This window comes from Nocardiopsis sp. ATB16-24 (assembly GCF_030271535.1).
Taxonomy (GTDB): Bacteria; Actinomycetota; Actinomycetes; order Streptosporangiales; family Streptosporangiaceae; genus Nocardiopsis.
Genome location: NZ_JASCXJ010000005.1, coordinates 202,077 through 218,331, shown reverse-complemented (window position 1 = coordinate 218,331; position 16,255 = coordinate 202,077). Strand labels below are relative to the sequence as shown.

15 protein-coding genes are annotated in these 16,255 nt (G+C 69.6%); 11 read left to right on the top strand and 4 right to left on the bottom strand.

Translation table 11 applies throughout. The annotated features are described in order from the left end of the window. Positions 1-87 precede the first annotated feature (87 nt). The 11 genes from PFX91_RS08535 (at position 88) to PFX91_RS08485 (ending at position 11,330) form a co-directional block, all read left to right on the top strand. On the top strand, positions 88-1,371 hold the full coding sequence (locus PFX91_RS08535; RefSeq protein WP_285730691.1) for an extracellular solute-binding protein: 1,284 nt from the start codon (positions 88-90) through the stop codon (positions 1,369-1,371). Next, the gene (locus PFX91_RS08530; protein ID WP_285730689.1) at positions 1,368-2,384 is read left to right on the top strand and encodes a carbohydrate ABC transporter permease; all 1,017 of its coding nucleotides are present in this window, start codon (positions 1,368-1,370) and stop codon (positions 2,382-2,384) included. The genes PFX91_RS08535 and PFX91_RS08530 overlap by 4 nt, the downstream gene beginning before the upstream one ends. Beyond that, positions 2,381-3,289 (top strand): carbohydrate ABC transporter permease, encoded by a 909-nt coding sequence (locus PFX91_RS08525; protein WP_285730686.1) that lies wholly within the window; start codon positions 2,381-2,383, stop codon positions 3,287-3,289. Before PFX91_RS08530 ends, PFX91_RS08525 begins: the two co-directional genes overlap by 4 nt. A 172-nt stretch (positions 3,290-3,461) precedes the next feature. Then, positions 3,462-4,091, top strand: a complete 630-nt coding sequence (ribA, locus tag PFX91_RS08520; protein ID WP_285730685.1) for a GTP cyclohydrolase II — start codon at positions 3,462-3,464, stop codon at positions 4,089-4,091. Next, on the top strand, positions 4,084-4,788 hold the full coding sequence (locus PFX91_RS08515) for a CDP-alcohol phosphatidyltransferase family protein (RefSeq protein WP_285730684.1): 705 nt from the start codon (positions 4,084-4,086) through the stop codon (positions 4,786-4,788). The genes ribA and PFX91_RS08515 overlap by 8 nt, the downstream gene beginning before the upstream one ends. Before the next feature lie 129 nt (positions 4,789-4,917). Beyond that, positions 4,918-5,898 carry a dehydrogenase gene (locus PFX91_RS08510; RefSeq protein ID WP_285730683.1) on the top strand — a complete coding sequence of 327 codons (981 nt, stop codon included), beginning with the start codon at positions 4,918-4,920 and terminating at the stop codon, positions 5,896-5,898. A gap of 83 nt (positions 5,899-5,981) precedes the next feature. Further along, complete coding sequence (locus PFX91_RS08505) at positions 5,982-6,365, top strand: 6-pyruvoyl trahydropterin synthase family protein (RefSeq protein WP_285730682.1); 384 nt, start codon at positions 5,982-5,984, stop codon at positions 6,363-6,365. Further along, positions 6,362-7,435: a glycosyltransferase family 4 protein gene (locus PFX91_RS08500; protein ID WP_285730681.1), complete on the top strand. Its 1,074-nt coding sequence runs from the start codon at positions 6,362-6,364 to the stop codon at positions 7,433-7,435. The genes PFX91_RS08505 and PFX91_RS08500 overlap by 4 nt, the downstream gene beginning before the upstream one ends. Further along, entirely contained in the window at positions 7,432-8,214 is a 783-nt protein-coding gene (locus tag PFX91_RS08495; RefSeq protein WP_285730679.1) for a class I SAM-dependent methyltransferase, read from the top strand. Before PFX91_RS08500 ends, PFX91_RS08495 begins: the two co-directional genes overlap by 4 nt. Before the next feature lie 103 nt (positions 8,215-8,317). Further along, positions 8,318-9,280, top strand: coding sequence for a lysylphosphatidylglycerol synthase transmembrane domain-containing protein (locus PFX91_RS08490; RefSeq protein ID WP_285730677.1), 963 nt, complete (start codon positions 8,318-8,320; stop codon positions 9,278-9,280). Positions 9,281-9,782: 502 nt separating this feature from the next. Next, positions 9,783-11,330, top strand: a complete 1,548-nt coding sequence (locus PFX91_RS08485) for a pectate lyase family protein (RefSeq protein ID WP_502888276.1) — start codon at positions 9,783-9,785, stop codon at positions 11,328-11,330. Positions 11,331-11,978: 648 nt separating this feature from the next. Here PFX91_RS08485 and PFX91_RS08480 read toward each other — a convergent pair. The 4 genes from PFX91_RS08480 to PFX91_RS08465 all read right to left on the bottom strand — a co-directional run bounded on the left by PFX91_RS08480 (position 11,979) and on the right by PFX91_RS08465 (position 16,252). Next, positions 11,979-13,298 carry an MFS transporter gene (locus tag PFX91_RS08480; RefSeq protein WP_285730675.1) on the bottom strand — a complete coding sequence of 440 codons (1,320 nt, stop codon included), beginning with the start codon at positions 13,296-13,298 and terminating at the stop codon, positions 11,979-11,981. Positions 13,299-13,417: 119 nt separating this feature from the next. Beyond that, positions 13,418-14,536, bottom strand: coding sequence for a CaiB/BaiF CoA transferase family protein (locus PFX91_RS08475; RefSeq protein ID WP_285730674.1), 1,119 nt, complete (start codon positions 14,534-14,536; stop codon positions 13,418-13,420). 47 nt (positions 14,537-14,583) lie between these two features. Beyond that, the gene (locus PFX91_RS08470) at positions 14,584-15,360 is read right to left on the bottom strand and encodes an SDR family NAD(P)-dependent oxidoreductase (RefSeq protein WP_285730671.1); all 777 of its coding nucleotides are present in this window, start codon (positions 15,358-15,360) and stop codon (positions 14,584-14,586) included. Beyond that, positions 15,350-16,252: an enoyl-CoA hydratase/isomerase family protein gene (locus PFX91_RS08465; protein WP_285730669.1), complete on the bottom strand. Its 903-nt coding sequence runs from the start codon at positions 16,250-16,252 to the stop codon at positions 15,350-15,352. The genes PFX91_RS08470 and PFX91_RS08465 overlap by 11 nt, the downstream gene beginning before the upstream one ends. Positions 16,253-16,255 lie beyond the last annotated feature (3 nt).

Genomic DNA, 16,255 nt, shown 5'->3' with positions numbered 1-16,255 from the left:
TGAGTATTGACGCTCCCCGTGTCGCAGCGTACATTCGGGCGCAAATATTTCGAAATACTCTCCGATAGTTTCGAAAGAGGAGTCACCATGAGAACCCCCCGCCTGAGCTCCCTCGCCGGAGCCGCGGCGCTCTGCCTGCTCGCCACCACCGCCTGTTCCGGCGGAGAGGGCGGTGGAGGAGGAGACGACCGCATGCACGTGTGGATGTACCAGGACTCGCTGGTCGTGGTGCAGGAAGGCGCGGTCGAACGGTTCAACGAGGCCTCCGAGACCGAGGCCGTCATCGACCAGGTGCCCGGCGACAACTACGAGGAGCGCCTGCGCACCGCGATGGGCTCCAGCGAGCAGCCGGACGTGTTCTTCAACTGGGGCGCGGGCAGCATCGAGCCCTACGTGGAACAGGACATGCTCCACCCGCTGGACGACCTGCTGGCCGAGGACCCCGAACTGGCGGAGGCCTTCATCCCCTCCATTCTGGAGTCGGGCAAGGTGGACGGTGTCCAGTACGGAATCCCCCTGCGCGGCACGCAGCCGGTCATGATCTTCTACAACAACGCCGTGTTCGAGGAGGTCGGCGTCGAGCCCCCCGAGACCTGGGAGGACATCCTGGACCTGATCGACGCCTTCACGGAGGAGGACGTCATCCCCTTCGCCCTGGCCGGAGGCGACCCCTGGACCGAACAGATGTGGTTGCAGTACCTGGTGGACCGCATCGGCGGTCCCGAGGTGTTCGCCCGTATCCACGGGGGCGACCCCGAGGGCTGGCGCGACCCGGCCGTGCTGGAGGCCGCCGAGATGGTCCAGGACCTGGTGGAGAGGGGCGCCTTCGGGGACGCCTACGCTTCGGTGAAGTACACCGAGGGCGGGGCCTCCACCCTGCTGTCCGAGGGCCGGGCCGCCATGCACCTGATGGGCTCGTGGGAGTACTCCACGCACCTGGACCAGGCGCGCGAGTTCGCCGAGAACGACCTGGGCTACGTGGAGTTCCCGCCCATCCCCGGCGGCACGGGCGATCCCGCCAACGTGGTCGGCAACCCGACCAACTACTTCTCGGTCACGGCCGAGAGCGAGCACGTGGAGGCGGCGCTGGAGTTCTTGAAGTACACGTCGCAGGAGGAGTACGTGGCCGACATGGTCGAGAACGGCGAGGTGCCCACCACCGCCAACGCCGAGGAGGCGGTGGCCGACAGCCCCAACCCCGAGTTCGCCGTCTTCCAGTACGAGATGGTGCGCGACGCTCCGCACTTCCAGTTGTCCTGGGACCAGGCGCTCCCGCCGAACGTGGCCACGCCGATGGTCACCGAGATCGAGTCCCTGTTCAACGGCCAGATCACACCCGAGCAGTTCGTCGACGCTCTGGCGGCCCTGTGACCAGCGGTACCAGCAGTCCGGTCACCGGTGGCGCCGCTCGCAGCGGTCCGGCCACCGGTGCCACCGGCACCGGGGACTCCGGCACCGGAGTCCCCGCCGGTGGCTCGCGCGGCAGGTCCGCGCGGGCCACCGGCCCCCGCACCGGACGGCCGAGTGCGGTGTGGGCGGTGCCCGGACTGCTGTACTTCGGGATCTTCGCCGCTCTGCCGATGGTGCTGGTGGCCTACCTGTCCCTGACGTCCTGGGGCGGACTGGGCTCACCGGAGTTCATCGGTCTACAGAACTGGACACGGCTCGCGAACGACCCGCTGATGCACCGGGCCGTCTGGCTGAGCCTGCTGCTGACCGTCCTGACCTGGGCGGTGCAGACGCCCATCAGCCTGCTGCTGGGCGTGTGGGCCGCCGGTCCGCAACGCAACAGGGCGGTGCTCTCGGCACTGTTCTTCCTGCCGCTGCTGTTGTCCTCCGCGGCGATCGCGATCATCTGGCGCGCCCTGCTCGACCCCAACTTCGGCCCGCTGGCCTGGCTGGGACCGGTGTTGGGGATGCCCACGGTCAACCTGCTGGGCGGCTCCCACAGCGCCTTCCTGGTGATCGTCTTCGTCAGCTCCTGGCAGTTCATCCCCCTGCACATGCTGCTCTACCAGGGCGGTGCGCGGCAGATCCCGGCATCGCTCTACCAGGCCGCGGAGATCGACGGCGCCGGACGACTTCGGGCGTTCTGGCACATCACGCTGCCGCAGTTGCGGCACACCATCACCACCTCTTCGGTGCTGATGGTGGTGGGCGCGCTGACCTACTTCGAAACGGTGCTGATCCTGACCAACGGCGGTCCCGGCACCGACACCACCATCGTCCCCTTCCTGATGTACCGGGCCGGTTTCCGCAGCTGGGAGCTGGGTTACGCCAGCGCCGTCGCGTTCACCCTGGTGGTGGTGGCGACACTGGTCGCCCTGCTGTTGGTGCGCTTCACCGGTTTCGGCTCCATGCGCAGCACCAAGGAGGGCTTGTGACCGTCCGTCTCGCCGAGAGCCCCTCCCGGCCTCCCGCCCGGCGACGCCCCGACCCTCCCCGCACCGGACCGTTCCGTAGAAGGTCCGGGCGCGACCGCCCCAACGTCCTGGCGGGGATGGGCGTCGCGCTGTGGCTGGTGATCGTGGCCCTGCCGCTGTACGCGCTGCTGATAGCCACGGTGCAGCGCGCCGAGAACTACACCTCCTCGGGGCCCTTCACCCCACCGACCGACCCGACCCTGGGCAACTACGGGAAGGCGATCGAGAACGGGCTGCTCGGCTTCGTCCTCAACACCGCGATCGTCACCGCCGCGGTGGTGGCGATCGTGGTGGCGCTGGCCTCCATGACGGGTTTCGCCATCGTGCGCTCGCGCACCCGATGGACCACGGGCGTGTTCCGCGTGTTCCTGCTGGGACTGGCGATCCCGTCGCAGGCGGTGATCGTGCCGGTGTACCTGATCATCGTGCAGCTGGGGTTGTACGACACGTTGACCGCGATCGTGCTGCCCACCGCGGCCTTCGCCCTGCCGGTGTGCGTGCTGATCCTGGTGGGGTCCATGCGTGACATCTCCGAGGAGCTGTACGAGGCCATGGCGTTGGACGGTGCGGGGTCGGTGCGCACCTTCCTACAGTTGGTGGTGCCGATGTCGCGTTCGGGGCTGAGCACCATCGCCGTGTACGCGGCGCTCCAGGCCTGGAACGGGTTCCTGTTCCCGCTGATCCTGACCCAGTCGCCGGACAAGCGGCTGATCACCATGGGACTGTTCGAGTTCCAGGGCCAGTACCGCATCGACATCCCCGGTCTGCTGGCGGCGGTGGTGCTCTCGACCGTGCCGCTGTTCCTGGTGTACCTTTTCGCGCGTCGTTCCCTGGTCCAGGGAATGATGGGGGTCGGAGGCAAGTAACTCCCCTCGTTCCTCCGGCGGTCGCCCCACTCCCCTCGTACCCGGCGGCCGCGACCGCGCACACTCCCTCGCGGTTCCCCCACGGCACTCGGTGCCCGCCCTCCGTCAGGGTTTCACTCCCCGGAAGGTGGGCACCGGGCGTGTGTGGCCGCCGTCACGCGGGAGGGGATGGATGAGCGAACAGAGCATGGACCCGGACGCCGTGGCCGAATCGGTGTTGGCGACCCGGCGTGGAACGTTCCGCATGGTCGCCTTCCGAGACCGGGGAGACGGCCAGGAACATGTGGCCCTGGTGTTCGGGGACGTCCACGAGGGCGAGGACGTACTGGTCCGCGCGCACTCGGAGTGCCTGACGGGGGACGCGTTCGCCGCCTTGCGCTGTGAGTGCGGGGACCAACTGGAGGCGGCCCTGGAGGCGGTCGTGCGTGAGGGCAGGGGCGTGCTGGTCTACCTGCGCGGCCACGAGGGGCGGGGGATCGGCCTGGTGGACAAGGTGCGCACGCTCGCCCTACAGGACCGGCTGGGTCTGGACACCGTGGACTCGGCGACCGAACTCGGCCTACCGGTGGACACGCGCGACTACGGCCCGGCGGCGCGGGCGCTGCTGTACCTGGGGGTGCGATCGGTACGACTGATGTCCAACAACCCCGACAAGCTGCGCGCGCTGGAGGAGCACGGGATCAAGGTCGTGAGCCGGGTTCCGCTGCTGATGCCCGCCCGGGCGGAGAACATCGCCTACCTGACCGCCAAACGCGACAGGCTGGGCCACGACCTGCCGCACCTGGACGGGTCACGTGGATGAGCGCCGGGTCCTGGTGGCCGGCGCGTGCGCGCAGGTCCTCGTCCTGGCCACGCTCGCGTCGACGGTGGGACTCGGTGTGGTGGGCTGGACCGCCGGCGTCCTCTACCTGGTGTCGGGGGTCACGGTGCTGGCGTGGACGGCGCGCCGAACGCGACCGCGCACGTGGGGGCCCGCCGATCTGGTGACGCTCTGTCGGGCCTTGCTCGTCGGCGCGGTGACCGCGCTGGTGGTCGACGGCGGACACGGATGGCCGGTGGTGGTACTGGCGTCGATCGCCCTGGTACTGGACCTGGTGGACGGACCGGTGGCCCGCTGCACCCGCACCGCCTCCCCCTTCGGGGCGCGCTTCGACATGGAGGTCGACGCCTTCCTGCTCCTGGTGTTGAGCGTGCACGCGGCCTCCCTCCTGGGCCCCTGGGTGATCGCGATCGGCGCGATGCGGTACGTGTTCGCACTCGCCGGTCGGGCGGCGCCATGGCTGCGGGCCCCGCTGCCGCCCAGCCGGGCTCGCAGGGTCGTGGCGGGGGCACAGGGGGCGGCCTTGGTGACGGCCTCCTCACAGGTGCTCGCCCCCTGGGGGTCGGTGGCCGTGACCGGTGGGGCGCTGGCCGCCCTGGTGTGGTCGTTCGGTCGCGACGCCGTGGGTCTGTGGCGCGCCCGCGGAGGCGTTCGGCTCCCCGCCGTCGGCGGCGGATGAGCGGGATCGGGAGAGAGGGGCCGAGCGCGCCACGTCGGAAAAGGACCTTCGTCACGCCGGCCGTCCCGTACACGGATAGGTCTTCGACGACGGCCGACGACGGTCACCGCAACATGGACGAGGGGGAGCATGAGCGGTACGGCACGCGCTTTCTGGGTGAGGTCCCCCGGTGTGGGCGAGATCCGCGAGAGCGAACTTCCCGCCCCGGAGGAGGGTCAGGTACTGGTGCGCGCCCTGTACTCGGGGGTCAGTCGGGCCACCGAGGCCCTGGTCTTCGGCGGGGGCGTACCGCCCGGCCAGCACCGGCTGATGCGGGCGCCTTTCCAAGAGGGGAGCTTCGACGGCGCGGTCAAGTACGGCTACCTCAATGTCGGCGTGGTGGAGCAGGGTCCGCCCGAGCTGGCCGGGCGCACGGTCTTCGCCCTGTATCCGCACCAGACCCGGTACGTGCTCCCCGCCGAAGCGGTGCGGTGCGTGCCCGAGGACGTCCCGGCCGAACGCGCTGTACTGGCCGGAACGGTGGAGACGGCGGTGAACGCCCTGTGGGACGCCCCTCCCCTGGTGGGCGACCGCCTGACGGTGGTCGGCGCGGGGATGGTGGGCTGCTGCGTGGCCCGGTTGGCCGCCGGGGTCCCGGGGGTCAGGGTGCAACTGGTGGACACCGATCCTGGACGGGCACGGGTGGCCGAACGGCTCGGAGTGGACTTCCGTCTCCCCGAGGAGGCCGACGAAGGGCGCGACCTCGTCTTGCACACCAGCGCCACCGGGGCCGGGTTGGAACGGGCACTGGAACTGGTCGCCGCCGAGGGCGAGGTGATCGAGCTGAGCTGGTACGGGGACCGTCGGGTCGACGTACCGCTGGGCGAGTACTTCCATTCGCGCCGCCTGACCGTGCGCTCCAGCCAGGTCGGCGCGGTCGCACCCCGAAGGAGAGGGTCGCGCACCCACGCCGACCGTCTCGACCTGGCCCTGGACCTGCTTGCCGACCCGGCCTTCGAGGTCCTCCTCACCGGCGAGAGCCCCTTCGAGGAACTGCCGTCGGTGATGCCGCGCCTGGCCGACGGCACGCTGTCCGCCCTGTGCCACCGGATCGTTTACGGGCAGGGGTGAGACACCGGGGCGCGCGGCGTCCCGTCCGCCGGGGCCCTCCTGAAGGCCCCGGCCCCATGGCACGACGACCAAGGAGCACACCCTTGTACAGTCTCACCGTCCGAGACCACATCATGATCGCCCACAGCTTCCAGGGCGAGGTGTTCGGCCCCGCCCAGCAGTTGCACGGGGCCACGTTCACCGTGGACGCCACCTTCCGCCGCCGCGAGTTGGACGAGGACAACCTCGTGGTGGACATCGGCCTGGCCACGCGGGAGCTCAAGGCCGTGCTCGCCGAACTGGACTACCGCAACCTGGACGAGGTGCCGGAGTTCGCGGGGGTCAACACCAGCACCGAGTTCCTGGCCGGCGTGATCACCGACCGGCTGGTGAAGCGGCTCGACGCGACGGCACGCGGTCTGGACGGGATCACGGTGACCCTGCACGAGTCGCACGTGGCCTGGGCCTCCCACGAACGCGACCTGTGAACACCCTCCTGCTCGTCCCGCCCGACACGGTGCCCAGTGGCGGCAACGTCTACGGCCGGCGCCTGGCCGAGGCGCTCACCGCGCTCGGTCGGCCGATGCACCGGACCACCGTGCCCGGACGGTGGCCCTGGGCCGACGCCGACGAGCGCGCCGGGCTCTCACGTGCGTTGGCGCGGGCGCCCGACGGCTCGGCGGTGATCCTGGACGGGCTCCTGTCCTGCGGTGTGCCCGAGGTGGTCCTGCCCCACGCCTCGCGCCTGCGGTTGGTGGTACTGGTGCACCTGCCCCTGGCCGAGGGCGCCGGCCTGTCCCCCACCCAGGCCCGGGACCTGGACGAGCGTGAGCGCCGGGTGCTGCACGCGGCCCGGAACGTGGTGGCCACCAGTCGGTGGTCGGCACGGCGGGTGGCCGGCCACCACGGCCTGGGCCGGGTCCACGTGGTGGAGCCGGGAGTGGACCCGGCGCCGCCCACCCCCGTCGGGGACGGCACGCGGATGCTGTGCCTGGCGGCGGTGACCCCGCACAAGGGCCACGACCTGCTGTTGTCGGCGCTGGCGGACCTGGGCGACCTGGCGTGGGAGTGCACGTGCGCGGGACCCCTGGGTGACCTGTCGGCCGGGGAGGGGGAGGCGGCCGCCTACGCCGAGCGTCTGCGGGCCCTGTGCCGCGAGTACGGACTGCGGGACCGGGTGTCCTTCCCCGGCCCGCTGCGGGGCCGGGCGTTGCGGGAGGCTTACTCCCGCGCCGACCTGCTGGTTCTGCCCTCGCGCAAGGAGACCTACGGCATGGTGGTGGCCGAGGCGTTGGCTCGCGGTGTTCCGGTGGTGGCCGGTGAGGTGGGCGGGGTCCCCGAGGCCTTGGGACACGACCCCCACGGACGAAGGCCGGGCCTGCTCGTCCCCCCGGAGGACCCCGCCGCGCTGGCCGAGGCGCTGCGCCGTTGGTTGACCGACGCGACTCTACGCGGACGGCTGCGGCGTTCGGCCCGCCTACGGCGGGAACGCTTGCGAGGATGGGAGTGCGCGGCCCGGGACATGGCCGCGATCCTGGACCGGAAGGAGCCGGGTTGAACACCACCGAAGCCGCGTCGTCCATGCCGGAGTGGCTGGCGCTGCGTGAGGAAGCGGACGCACGGGCCCGCGCCACGGAACCGCTCACGGAGCTGCGCGACCACGCTCGCGTGGTGGCCGACCTGGGGTGCGGAACGGGTTCCCTGGGACGTTGGCTCACCTCCCGCCTGCCCGGCGAGCGGAGCTGGCTGCTGCTGGACCGCGACCCGGAACTGTTGGAGCCGGCCCGGGCCTCGGTGCCCGGTGCCGAGGTGATCGCCCGACGGCTGGACCTGGAGTCGCTGCGGGCCACCGACCTGGAGGGGGTCACTCTGGTGACGGCCTCGGCACTGCTGGACGTGCTCACACGGGCGGAGGTGCGTGCCCTGACCGGAGCGGTCGCGACCCGGGGATGCCCGGCGCTGCTCTGCCTGTCGGTGGTGGGCAGGGTGGAGTTCCTGCCCGCCGACCCGCTCGACGGAGCCTTCGGGGCGGCCTTCGACGACCACCAGCGGCGGCGCGGCCGGCTGGGACCCGACGCGCCCGGTTTCGCCACGGCGGCCTTCACCCGCCTGGGCTATGAGGTGCGTTCCTATCCCAGTCCGTGGCGGTTGGGGCCCGGCGACGCGGAGCTGACCCGGGCCTGGCTGCGCGGTTGGGTGAGGGCGGCCGTGGAACAGGACGGTTCGCTACCCGGGGAGGAGTATCTGCAACACCGACTGTCGGTGTGCGCGGGAGGGAACTGGCGCGTCGTCGTCCACCACACGGACCTGCTGGCGCTGCCCCGGGCGGCCCGGTGAGCCGTACGGTGCTGAGTCGGTGCGCGCCACATGCGGGGCGCACCGACCGCGGCGCCTGGTCCCCTCCTCCGTGGGTGGGAGCGGCCCGCGAGGTCTTCGGGCGATGAAGACCGGAAGGAACGGGATCGACCGGGCCGAGAATCCCGTGCGCCGCGCGCCTTCCCGATGGTCGGCGTGGGCCAGGGCGCTGACCGGACTCGCCATCCTGGGCGTGGTCGTGTGGTGGTACCCCCGGGAGGCCTTCACCGACGCCGTCGCGGCCGTCGACGTCCGCGCGGTCCTGGCGGCGTCGGGCATCGGCGCGGTCACCACCGTGCTGTCCGCCGCCCGTTGGCGGACGGTGGCGCGCGGGGTGGGGCTGCGGTTGCCGTTACGGCGCGCGGTGGCCGACTACTACCTGGCCGTGTTCCTCAACTCGGTGCTCCCCGCCGGGGTCCTGGGAGACGTCCACCGCGCGTTCGGCCATGGCCGCTACTCCGGCGACATGGGCCGCGGGGTCCGTGCGGTGGTCCTGGAACGCACGGCCGGACAGGTGGTGTTGGCCGCCTGCGGCGTCGCGCTGCTGTTCGCCCTTCCCACCGCGCTGCCGGGTCCGGGGCTGCGCGCGGCCGGGGTGACGTTCGGAGCGGTCGCGGTGATCGCCTTGGTGTGCGCGGTGGCCCTGCGCGTGGGCGGGGCGCGCCGGTCGCGGTGGTGGCGGGCCCTACGTCGCGCCGGGGCCGAGGTCCGCGCGGGACTGCTCGCGCGCTGGCCCTCGGTGCTGTTGTTCTCGGTGGCCGCGTTGGCCGGGTACGTGACCCTGTTCCTGCTCGCCTCCCACCTGGCGGGGGTCACCGCGCCCGTGCTCCGACTGGTGCCGCCGGCGATCCTGGCGCTGTTGGTGATGAGTCTGCCGCTGAGCCTGGGCGGCTGGGGTCCGCGCGAGGCGGTCACCGCCCTGGCCTTCGGTGCGGCGGGGATGGGCGCGCAGACGGGTCTGACGGTGTCGGTGGTCTACGGCCTGCTGACCCTGGTGTCCTCCCTGCCCGGCGCGGTGGTCCTGGTGGTCCGCCTGGTGCGTGGGTGAGGAGCCAAGGCCACGGCCGGCGACGCTCCGGGCGGGAGGTGTCGGGTGGGGCCGAAAAGGTCCGGCGAGGTGGTGGAGGGGCGGGCCTTGCGGCCCGGCTCGCCACGACGCTGCTTCGGGGAGCACTTTCGCCCCTCGACGGTGCTCCCCGAAGCGGCGTCGTCGTAGGCGAGACCTCCCACACTCGCTCGCACCCTGGGCTGAACACCGACACCGCACCACGGCACTCCCCGTCCCCGGCGGGGCTCCCGATCCCTCTTCGTCCTGTCGCACGGGAGCCGACTCAAGCGGTTGCAGCCTTTGAGGTACTCGCTTCCACTTTCGACAACACACGCCTGCAAAGAGGCAGGTCAAAGGAGCAAGAAGCGGAGCGGAGATCTTTTCCGACTACAAACGTTTGCACTACCCCTCTTGACATGGAAAGCGCTTTCTCTACTCTCGGGAAGTGCAGTCCACGTTCACCTCCCAGTCAACTCTCATCCGTCATGAGGAAAGGCGAGCAGTGAGAAGATCCCTCACGCGGCGACTCGCGTCGACGCTGGCCGCCACGGCCGTGGTGGCGGCCGGCCTGGCCCTGCCGATGTCCCCGGCAGCGGCACAGACCGGCAGCGCCACGGGTTACGCGACCCAGAACGGCGGGACCACCGGCGGCGCGGGCGGGCAGACCGTACGCGCCACCACCGGAACCCAGATCCACCAGGCCCTGTGCGACCGCCCCAGCACCAGCACCCCGATCATCATCCAGGTGGAAGGGACCATCAACCACGGCAACACCTCCAAGGTGTCGGGCCCCGGTTGTGACACCGCCGACGACGTGATCGAACTCAAGAAGATCAGCAACGTCACGATCGTCGGCACCGGCAGGGGAGCCGTGTTCGACCAGCTCGGCATCCACATCCGCGAGTCCCGCAACATCATCATCCAGAACGTGACCGTCCGGAACGTCAAGAAGTCCGGCTCGCCCACGTCCAACGGTGGCGACGCCATCGGGATGGAGAAGGACGTCCGCAACGTCTGGGTCGACCACGTCACCCTGGAGGCGTCGGGTGGGGAGTCGGAGGGCTACGACGCCCTCTTCGACATGAAGAACAACACCCAGTACGTCACCCTCTCCTACAGCATCCTGCGCAACTCCGGCCGTGGCGGCCTGGTCGGGTCCAGCGAGAGCGACCGCTCCAACGGTTACGTCACCTACCACCACAACCTGTACGAGAACATCGACTCACGTGCCCCCCTGCTGCGCGGCGGCATCGGGCACATGTACAACAACCACTACTCGGGACTCTCCAAGTCCGGCATCAACTCCCGCGCCGGGGCCCGCGCGAAGGTGGAGAACAACTACTTCAAGAACTCCAGGGACGTCCTGGGCACCTTCTACACCAACGAGAGGGGCACCTGGGAGGTCCGGGGCAACGTCTTCGACAACGTGACCTGGTCCAGCCAAGGTGACAAGAACTACCCGGCCGGACCCGACCCGCGCTCCACCACGTCGGTGAGCATTCCGTACTCCTACAGCCTCGACGACGCCGGCTGCCTGGCACAGGTGCTGGGGCAGACCGCGGGCGCGAACAAGGGCAATCGGGTCTCCGACGGCAACTGCCGAGCGGACGACCCGGCCCCGGGCGACCCCGGCCCCGGTCCCGACCCGGAGCCCGGTGACCCCGGTGACCCTCCCAGCGGCACCAACCTCAGCATCGGGGCCGGCGCCGACGGCTCCAGCAAGGGCAGCGGGACCAGCTACGGCAACGTCATCGACGGCGACATGAACACCTACTGGTCGCCGAGCGGATCGACCGGTCGCATCTCGGTCAAGTGGGGTTCCAACACCACGGTGTCCACGATCAACATCCGTGAGGCGTCCGGAGCCCAGGGCAACATCGGTTCCTGGCGGGTCGTCGACAACGACAACGGCACCGTCCTGGCCACCGGCAGCGGAGCGGGGGTCATCACCTTCTCCCCGACGACACTGCGGAAGATCAACTTCGAGATCACCGGTTCGAACGGCACACCGCGCGTGGCCGAGTTCGAGACCTACGCCGGCACACCGTAGAGCGGCCGAGGTCGACACCGACCGCCCTCGGGTGACGGGTCCTTCGTGACCCGAGGGCGGTAGGGACACCACCCCCGGCACCGTGCGGGCTCGGGGAACTCGATCGTCGGTCCGATCGCCGATACCAGCCATGCCATCGTGAGAGGGCCGAGCGGTGCGGCGGTGGTATCACCAGGTCACGGAAAAAGCGGGACGGACGGGAGTGTCGTGGTCGGCGACCTCTCCTCCGCTGACGGCCGCGGGGCCGGATCCTGTCGGGTGCGCTTCAGGAGCCCGTTCCATAGGGGGCGGTGAGGACCTCGCGCGAGGTCCTCACCGCGTTCGGGCCCTGTGTGCCCCCGTGTGCTCCGGGGTGCACACACTCCTCCCCGGTCGCCCACCTCCAGAGCCCTTCTCCCTCACATGACTCCGCCGCCCACGTCAGGGACGGCGACCCTGGTGCCGTCCACGCACACGGGCCGGCGACGCCCACAGGCCGTTCAGATCCCCTCGACCCGCCCCTACGCTCGGGGACCGTTCATCGTCGGCGCTCGGCGATCGGCCGGCCGCCATCCGCAGGGTCCGGGAACGGACGATCGGGCACAGTGGCCCGGGAGTCCGAGGACACGGCCCCACGAGGCCCGTGACATGTCACAGGGGGAAGGGCCCTCAACGAGCCCCTTCCTCCTGTCCCTTCTCGGACACGCCCTCAAGGCCGGCCCGAGGTCCTCCCGTGTCCGGTCGGCTAGCGATGCACGCGAGTGCGACCACGGCGAGGGCGACGATGTAGAGGCTGATCGACCAGCCCGCCCCACCGGTGGCGGCCAGAAGCGCCGTCGCGATGAACGGGGCCAGACCACCGCCGAGGATCGAGGCGAGCTGGTAACCCACCGAGAAACCGCTGTAGCGGACCGACGGCGGGAACAGTTCGGAGAAGTAGGTCGCCATCGGTCCACCGATGGCTCCGACCAGTGTCCCGAGCCCGAGCACGCCGACGACCACCAGGGGGCGGTCTGCGGTGTCCATCAGCGCGAACAGGGGGTAGGTCGCGACGATGACGGTCACAAGGCCCACCACGATGACCCGGCGGCGACCGAACGAGTCCGCCGCACGCCCGGCTGCCACGGCCGAGACCACCGAGACGGCGAGCGCCAGGGTGACGACCCCCAACGCGAACCCCTGGGTGAGCCCCACCGTCGTGGAGAGGTAGTTGAGGACGAAGACGGCCAAGAGGAACGAGGCCGCCGAGAAGACCGTGGCGACCCCTAGGACGAAGAGCACGGAACGCATGTTGTGGCGAAGGACGGTCAGCAGCGGGAACCTCTCCGTCTCACCACGCTCGGCGACCTGCGCGAACTGGGTCGTCTCGTCCAGCCGGCTGCGCACGTAGGCGCCGACCCCGACCAGGACGATGCTGATGAGGAACGGAATCCTCCAGCCCCAGTCGTTGAACTGGTCGGTGGTCAATACCGACGAGACCAGGAAGAACACACCGGTCGCGAGGATCCCTCCGAGCGAGAGCGACGCGATGACCATCGAACCCGATGTCGCGCGCCTTTCCGGTCGGGTGTTCTCCACCACCATGACCACGGCGCCACCGATCTCACCACCGGCGGCGAAGCCCTGGGCCAGTCGCAGCAGGACCAGGAGAAGCGGGGCGAGCAGCCCGACCTGGGCGTAGGTGGGCAGCAGTCCGATGAGCGTCGTGGACAGGCCCATGAGCAGGAGCGTGATCTGCAATGTGCGCTTGCGACCGACGCGATCTCCGAAATGACCGAACACGAAACCGCCCAAGGGCCGGGCGACGAAACCGGCGGCGAACGTGGCGAACGCCGCCAGGGTACCGGCCACGGCGGAGGACTCGCTGAAGAACTGCGGGCCGAAGATCAGTGCCGCAGCCGTCCCGTAGATGGCGAAGTCGTAGAATTCGACCGTTGTTCCGATGACTCCGGCGACGACCGTTTTTCGTTGACGTTGTGTCGATGCCACGAAAACCTCTTCCTTTGCGACGGCCCTTCGTGGTTATGCGAAGGCGAACCTGGAAAGAAATTTCCATGGACTGTGAGAGGGGCGACACACAGGATTCCACTGTCCGGAACCGGTTGTCCCTATCGCAACTCAAAAGGGGCGGGATCTTTTCGCCACCGTGCGACGGCCGCCTCGATCGTCATGACCCGCTCCCCCGAGGCCGCCGGGGAGCGCTTCCCGGCGAACCTCGGAGCCGGCGCCGCCGTCACGTCCCCGTTATCGGCGTACAAGGATCCTCGCGCTCTGACGTGGGGGTCCAGGGGCGCCTCCTCGAAGGTCAGCACCGGTGTGACACATGCGTCGGTTCCCGTGAAGAGTTCGGTCCACTCCTCCCGCGACCGGGTGAGGAACCGTTCCTGGAAGATCTCCGTCAGGGCGCCCCAGTTCTTCTTCTCCGCCCGGTCGGGGAGTTCGGAGGGGACGAGGTCGAGCATGCGGACGAAAAGTTCGTAGAACCGCTCTTCGACGGCCCCTACCGCCATGAAACCACCGTCCTGACAACGATAGGTCCGGTAATACGGGGCGGCCCCGTCCGCCATGTTGTCGGCACGTTCGTCGGACCACAGTCCTTGGGACCGAAGTTCCAAGATGGGTTGCACGAGGGCGCTCACCCCATCGACGATCGATGCGTCGACGACCGTCCCCTCTTTCGTCCTCTCGCGTTGGTAAAGCGCGGACAGGACACCGAACACCAGGAACATCGAACCGCCCGCGTAATCCCCCACCAGGCTCAAGGGGGGAAGGGGTTGCTCTTTCGGTCCGATGGCGTTCAGGGCACCGGTCAGGGCCACGTAGTTGATGTCGTGGCCTGCGGTGCGCGCCAAAGGACCGTCCTGCCCCCAACCGGTCATGCGGGCGTAGACCAGGCGCCGGTTCCGTTCACGGACCACGTCCGGTCCGAGCCCGAGACGCTCCATCACTCCGGGGCGAAAACCTTCCAGCACCACGTCCGCTTCGGTGAGCAGGTCCAACGCCAGGGAGCGTGTCCGCTCGTCCTTGAGGTCGGCCGTCACGAACGTGCGTCCGCGGAGCACGTGCCCGGGCGAGCCGTAGTCCCCCAAGGGGGAGTCGTTGGCACCGCCGCGACCGATACGGACCGTGTCGGCACCAAGGTCGCTGAGCAGCATCGCGGCGTGGGGCACCGGTCCGATCGAACCGAACTCCACGATCTTCAGTCCCCTCAGGGGTGTGTCCGTCACGTCCTGCATCTCCTCGTTCTCACGTTCTCGGCGGGCGGCCGGTGCGTTCAGGCCGACGCGCCGCCGTCCACGGGAAGCACCACGCCGTTGATCATGTGGGCCTCGGCCGAGCCGAGGAACACGACGGCCTCGGCGACCTGTTCGGCCGTCGCCGGGCCGAACGACGTACGAAACCGCTTCGCGACCCGCTCCCATCCCCCTTCGGGGTACTCTCCCGCGGCCGGCATACCGGTGGAGACACCTCCGGGTGCGACCGCGTTGACGCGGACCCCCGTCTCCCACAGTTCGACGGACAGCGACTTCGTCAGCATCAACAGGCCGCCCTTCGAAGCCGAGTAGGCGACGCCGTAGGGCATGCCCTTGATGCCCGCCAGGCTGGCGACGTTGACGATGTTCCCCTTGGCGGCGACCAGGTACGGTAGCGCGGCTCTCGCCGCGGTGAAGGGTCCGACGAGGTTGACGTCGAGGACCCGCCTGAAATCGTTCGGCGAGATCTTCTCGACCTCACCCACATGCGCCATCGCTCCGACGACCGCGAGGAGGTCGATTCCCCCGGCCCACTCGGCGGCTCGGGTCACGGCCGTCTCGACACTGTCGACGTCGCCGAGGTCGCAGGACAGGGCGAGCGCCTCGCCTCCGCTCTCCCGGATCTGCTCGGCGGCCTCCTCGGCCCCGGCCTGGTCGAGGTCGAGGCAGGCGACCGACGCGCCACGGCTCGCCAGCATCCGCACCGTCGCTCGGCCGATGCCGCGGGCCGAGCCGATGACCACCGCACGCCTTCCCCGCATGGCCCGTTCCACCTTCACCGTCTCCTCATTCGCCATCGTGTCCGCCCTTTTCCTCGTTCTTCGGGACCGTTGAGCCACGGCCGGACATGAAACGTTCGACTTCGTCGATGTAACCCGAGTCCTGGACCCGTGTCCCCACGTCCATGCCCTCGTGCATGAGATGCTCGACCAGGCTCCGATCCGGCAGGGCGTTGACGGCCTTCTTGATCTGACCGGCCAGCCCTTGTGGCATCTTCGTGACACGCTCGGCGATCGACAGCGCGAAACCGTCGACCTCCTCCTCCGGTACCACCCAATTCACCAGACGGGCCCCCTCCTCGGAGTCCACGTCGATACGCTCGTCCAGCAGACATATCTGCTTGGTCCTGCGCATTCCCAGACTCCAGTGGAGTTGCATGGGGATACCGGCGTCGGGCATCGAACCGAGACTCACCGTGGCGACCTTGAACCACGCGCCGCGCCCCGCGACGATCAGGTCGGCGGCCAGAGCCAGGCCCATCCCGGCTCCGGCCGCCACACCGTTGACCGCGGCGATGATCGGTTTCGGCATGTTGGTCATCGACTCGATGACGGTACTCACCGTGCGCATGCGCTGAATCGTTCGGGAGGCGCGTCTTTCCGGTGCGTCGGCGACCTCTGTTCCGAGGTCGCCGATGTCCGTACCGGAGCAGAAGGACCTTCCGTTCCCCTTGAGCAGGACAGCCCGGATCCCACGGTCGTACGTGATCTCACTGAGAACACGGGCGAGCTCGTCCCACATCGCGAACGAAATGGCGTTGTGCAGCTGTGGTCGATCCAGGGTGAGGATCAGGATCGGACCTTTGCGCTCGATGGCCAGGCCCTCGACCGTTCCTGGTCGTCTTTCCTCGGGGTGAACGTCGATCCGGTGTGTTCGCGCCGGCTTCCCGATCTCATTCGCTTCGGCCATGTA

Coding starts and splice junctions, on each gene's coding strand:
- PFX91_RS08535 (WP_285730691.1), top strand. CDS start 88: ATGAGAACCCCCCGCCTGAGCTCCCTCGCCGGAGCCGCGGCGCTCTGC.
- ribA (WP_285730685.1), top strand. CDS start 3,462: ATGAGCGAACAGAGCATGGACCCGGACGCCGTGGCCGAATCGGTGTTG.
- PFX91_RS08510 (WP_285730683.1), top strand. CDS start 4,918: ATGAGCGGTACGGCACGCGCTTTCTGGGTGAGGTCCCCCGGTGTGGGC.
- PFX91_RS08490 (WP_285730677.1), top strand. CDS start 8,318: ATGAAGACCGGAAGGAACGGGATCGACCGGGCCGAGAATCCCGTGCGC.
- PFX91_RS08470 (WP_285730671.1), bottom strand. CDS start 15,360: ATGGCGAATGAGGAGACGGTGAAGGTGGAACGGGCCATGCGGGGAAGG.
- PFX91_RS08465 (WP_285730669.1), bottom strand. CDS start 16,252: ATGGCCGAAGCGAATGAGATCGGGAAGCCGGCGCGAACACACCGGATC.